The following is a 4,683-nucleotide window of genomic DNA, read 5'->3' on the forward strand; positions in this document are numbered from 1 at the left end:
GGTAATGTAATTGCCAGGCAAAGCCCGCATCCACCCCTTCGGATCACCCCCGGAAGTCGCACGCGCCAGGACCCTACACCGTCAGAACATGAACATAGCACAGCGGCTTCTTGCCCCAGTGTTCGCTGATCACTGATCTTACCGCCCGGCGCACCGACTCCGCCATGGCATCGGGATCGCGCCGTCGCGCCCGCGGCAGGCTCTCGACCGTCGACACCACCACGTCGAACACGATCTCGTCGATGATCTCGCCGGCGCTATTCTTCCCGGGGATCCCGACCAGATCAACCTCGGGATCGTCGGCCAGTTCGCCCTTTTCAGTGACGGCGATGGCAATGAAGGCGCAGCCGGCAAAAGCCAGCTTGCGCCGCTCGACGACCGCGCGCGACTTGGAATCTTCCAGGATCGAGCCGTCCCTGTAAAGCCGTCCCGATGGCAGTTCCTCAATGATGCCGGGGTCTCCCGGCCCCAGCCTGACGAGATCACCATTACGGCAGATCAGCACCTTGGGCACGCCCGCGGCGCGGGCCAGCGCGGCATGTTCGAACAGATGCAGGGCTTCGCCATGCACCGGGATCAGCAACTGCGGACGCACCCATGAGATCATGTCGCGGAGTTCGTCGCGGCGCGGATGACCGGAGACATGCACAAGCTGGGTGCGGTCGGTGATGACTTCGACGCCCTGGGTGATCAGGCCGTTGATGATGGTGCCCACCGCCTTCTCGTTGCCGGGGATGGTGCGCGAGGAAAAGATCACGCAGTCGCCCCGGTTCAGCGTTACCTGCGGATGATCGTCATTGGCGATGCGCGATAGCGCCGCGCGCGGCTCGCCCTGGCTTCCGGTGCACAGCGCCAGCACCTTGTCGGGGGGAAAGTGGCCGTACAGATCGGCGCCGCGGAAATTCTGCACCCCGTCGAGAAAACCGGTTTCGCGCGCCACCTGCACCACGCGCTCCATGGCGCGGCCGACCACTACGACTTCGCGGCCGGCCGCCTTTGCCGCGTCGGCGACCGCGCGCATCCGGGCGACGTTGGAGGCAAAGGTGGTCACCGCGACCCGGCCTTTGGCCGCTTGCACCAGCGCGGCGATGGTCCGGGCAACTTCGCTCTCCGACGGCGATCGCCCTTCCCGCACCGCATTAGTGGAATCGCCGATCAGCGCCAGCACGCCTTCGTCGCCAAGCTGGCGCAGCCGCCGCTCGTCGGTCGGCTGGCCAATGATCGGCGTCGGATCGATCTTCCAGTCGCCGGTGTGCAACACAGTCCCGGCCGAGGTATGGATCGCCAGCGCATGGGATTCAGGAATCGAATGCGCCACCGGAATGAACTCGACATTGAACGGTCCGAGATCGATACGGCCGCCGGAGGGAACCACCGTGACCGGGATTTTCGGCGGATTGCGCTCGGACGCGCACTTGGCCTCGAACAGCGCGGCGCTGAATTGCGTGGCGTAAACCGGGCATTTCAACTTCGGCCAAAGATCGATAATGGCGCCGAAATGGTCCTCATGGGCATGGGTCAGCACAAGACCAATCAGATTCTTGCGCTCCTTTTCCAGAAAGCTGATATCGGGCATGATCAGGTCGATGCCGGGCAGATGCTCCTCGTCGCCGAAGGACACGCCGAGATCGACCGCGAGCCACGACCGCTGATGACGGTTGCCGAGGCCGTAGATCGACAGGTTCATGCCGATCTCGCCGACGCCGCCGAGCGGCGCAAAGGTCAGTTCATCCGGTCGCGCCATCAGCTTGCCCCTGTCGAGGCGGCGGAGCCGAAATAGACGTCGCCCGCCGATACCGACACCCGCTTGCCGCCCGATGTCCTGATGATCATGCAGCCCGTCTCATCGATCGTATCGAACGTGCCTTCCCGGGTGGTGCCGCCGGTGTGGACCGCGACCGGCTTTCCAAGTCCGGCTGCGCGCGAAAGCCAGAGACTTCGGATTTCGCCGAAACCGCGTCCGTTGTCCCAGATCGCACGGAATTCCGCCCAGTGGTCCGACAAGCAGGCGAACAAATCCTCCGCACTGACCTCGATGCCGAGCGCCGCCAGCGACGTCGCAGGCGTCGGGGTATCCTCGGGGGCACCGACCACGTTGGTACCGATGCCGACCACCACCGCCAGACGACCCTCCGCCACCGTTTCCGCTTCCAAAAGGATTCCGGCGAGCTTTTGCCGCCCCGCCATCACGTCATTGGGCCATTTCAGCGAAAACTGCATATCATCCGACCCCAACGCCCCCGGCAATGTCTTGCCGCTTACCTCTCGCAGCGCCGCATCCAGGGCAAGCCCCGCGGTAAAACCCAGCGTCGCTGCCACGGACGGCGATACCACGATCGCTTCGAGGATGCTGCTGGCGAGGTTACCACGCGGCGCGATCCAGGGGCGATGCCGTCGTCCGCGACCAGCGGTCTGCTCCGAGGTCACAAACCACACCGGTCCGCATTCGCCGTCGCGCGCCCGCGACATGGCTTCCGCGTTGGTCGAGCCGATACGATCGAAAGCGACGAGCCGATAGCCCTCCGCGCTGGAACGAGGACCGAGCGAAAATGTCATTTAGAAGAGCGACTTCGCTGCAGCATTCGCCACGCTCACCAGCAGTCCGGGATAAACGAAGAAGAAGATGTTGAACAGGCCTGCGACCGCCAGTACCGTGCGCAGCTCCATGCGCATCGGATCGAGCTTGCCGAGCGGCTCTTCGAAATACATGACCTTGATGATCGAGAGATAATAAAATGCGCCGACCACGCTCGCAAGCACGCCGATCACGGCGAGCGTAAACAGGCCGGCCTTGATCGCCGCGACGAAGACGTAGAACTTGGCGAAGAACCCGGCGAGCGGCGGAATGCCCGCCAGCGAAAACAGCAGCATGGCGAAGAAAAATGCCAGCAAGGGATTGGTGCGCGATAGTCCAGCGAAATCGCTGATATTCTCGAAATGCTGGCCGTTGCGCTTCATCGCCAGGATAATCGCAAAACTGCCGAGCGTCATCGCCACATAGATCGCGATATAGACCAACACGCCCTGGGCGCCCTCTGCGGTCCCGGCGGCAAGCCCAACCAGCGCAAAACCCATATGGCCGATCGACGAATAGGCCATCAGCCGCTTGATGTTCTTCTGGCCGATCGCGGCGAACGATCCCAGCACCATCGAGGCGATCGCCACGAATATCACGATCTGCTGCCATTGCGTGAGGATGCCCGGGAACGCGGTCAACGCCACGCGGGTGAACACGGCGAGCGCCGCGACCTTGGGCGCGGAAGCGAAGAACGCCGTCACCGGCGTCGGCGCGCCTTCATAGACGTCGGGAGTCCACATGTGGAATGGCACCGCCGAAATCTTGAAGCAGAGTCCCGCCAATAGAAACACCAGGCCGAACACGATGCCGATGCTTCCGGTCTTGGCCGCCGCCGCGATGCCCGCGAAGCTCACGGTGCCGGTGAAGCCGTAGATCAGGGAGGCGCCGTACAGCAGCATGCCCGACGACAGCGCCCCCAGCACAAAATATTTCAGGCCGGCTTCGGTGGATTTTGCGTTGTCGCGGTTGCTCGCCGCCACCACGTAGAGGGCGAGCGACATCAGTTCAAGTCCGAGATAAAGCATGATCAGGTCGCCGGCCGAGATCAGCACCATCATGCCCAGCGTCGAGAGCAGCACCAGGATGGCGTATTCGAAGATACGTCGTGATGGGTCGGCCAGGAATTCCGTCGAAAGCACGAGCGTGGCCACCGATCCAGTCAGAGCCAGGATCTTCAGGAACTTGGCAAAATCGTCGACGATGAAGCTGCCGCCGAAGGTCGTCGCTCGCCCGGCGGGCAGCTCCAATTCCAGTACGCCGGTGAGCACCAACAGACAGACCGCAAGGCCGGTGACGAGACCCGTGGTTTGCGTCCCGCGATACGCCCCCAGCATCAGCAGCACCAAGGCTCCCACAGCCAGCACGAGCTCCGGCAGCACCGGCAGCAACTGATAACCCGCAGTCTCAAAGCTCATGGTGCGTTGTCCTGACCTGGCGCCTTTTTGGTTCCGATTAAATCAGAACCAGACATTGCTCCAGCCTCGAAATTCGACGCGTCTCTCGCACGTAAACCGGTTTCCGCTTCGCTGGCATATTGTCTGGTCCCTCTACTGCAGCGCGGCGGCCTTCACGGCAGTAACGGCGGTGTTATAGTTGTTGACGAGTTGCTGCACAGACGACGCCGACATGTCGAGCACCGGCTTCGGATAGAACCCGAACAGGATGGTGAGGGCCACCAGCGGCACCAGCGTCAGATTTTCGCGAAAGGTCAAATCCTTGATGCTCGCCAGCGACGGCTTTGTCAAAGCGCCGAATATGACTTTGCGGTAGAGCCACAAGGCATAGGCCGCGGACAGGATCACGCCCGTCGTCGCCAAGGTCGCGGTCGGGATCGAGACCTTGAAGGTGCCGATCACCGTCATGAACTCTCCGACGAAGCCGGAGGTGCCGGGCAGACCGACATTGGCCATGGTGAAGACCATGAATACCAGCGCGTAGAGCGGCATGCGATTGACCAGACCGCCATAGGCGGCAATCTCGCGGGTATGCATGCGGTCGTAGACGATACCGACACAGAGGAACAGCGCGCCCGACACGATACCATGCGACACCATCTGGAACACGCCGCCGGCCACCCCCTGGGTGGTGCCCGCGAAAATCCCCAT

The 4,683-nt window shown here is 62.7% G+C and carries 4 protein-coding genes; all 4 read right to left on the reverse strand.

Annotated elements, in window-relative coordinates; translation table 11 throughout:
- Nucleotides 1–73: 73 nt before the first annotated feature.
- Entirely contained in the window at nucleotides 74–1,744 is a 1,671-nt protein-coding gene (locus ABSG20_RS30270) for a ribonuclease J (protein WP_423868132.1), read from the reverse strand.
- Nucleotides 1,744–2,556, reverse strand: coding sequence for a biotin--[acetyl-CoA-carboxylase] ligase (locus ABSG20_RS30275; RefSeq protein ID WP_423868133.1), 813 nt, complete (start codon nucleotides 2,554–2,556; stop codon nucleotides 1,744–1,746). The genes ABSG20_RS30270 and ABSG20_RS30275 overlap by 1 nt, the downstream gene beginning before the upstream one ends.
- Nucleotides 2,557–3,993: an NADH-quinone oxidoreductase subunit NuoN gene (gene nuoN, locus ABSG20_RS30280; protein ID WP_423868134.1), complete on the reverse strand. Its 1,437-nt coding sequence runs from the start codon at nucleotides 3,991–3,993 to the stop codon at nucleotides 2,557–2,559.
- Nucleotides 3,994–4,125: 132 nt separating this feature from the next.
- Nucleotides 4,126–4,683 (reverse strand): proton-conducting transporter transmembrane domain-containing protein (locus tag ABSG20_RS30285; protein ID WP_423868135.1); only part of this gene is annotated, 558 nt, incomplete at its 5' end.

It is taken from the genome of Bradyrhizobium sp. (assembly GCF_049512235.1).
Classification (GTDB): Bacteria; Pseudomonadota; Alphaproteobacteria; order Rhizobiales; family Xanthobacteraceae; genus Bradyrhizobium.

Bases quoted from the DNA above. Each gene is read 5' to 3' on its own strand.
- ABSG20_RS30270 (WP_423868132.1), bottom strand. From the start codon at position 1,744: ATGGCGCGACCGGATGAACTGACCTTTGCGCCGCTCGGCGGCGTCGGC.
- ABSG20_RS30275 (WP_423868133.1), bottom strand. From the start codon at position 2,556: ATGACATTTTCGCTCGGTCCTCGTTCCAGCGCGGAGGGCTATCGGCTC.
- nuoN (WP_423868134.1), bottom strand. From the start codon at position 3,993: ATGAGCTTTGAGACTGCGGGTTATCAGTTGCTGCCGGTGCTGCCGGAG.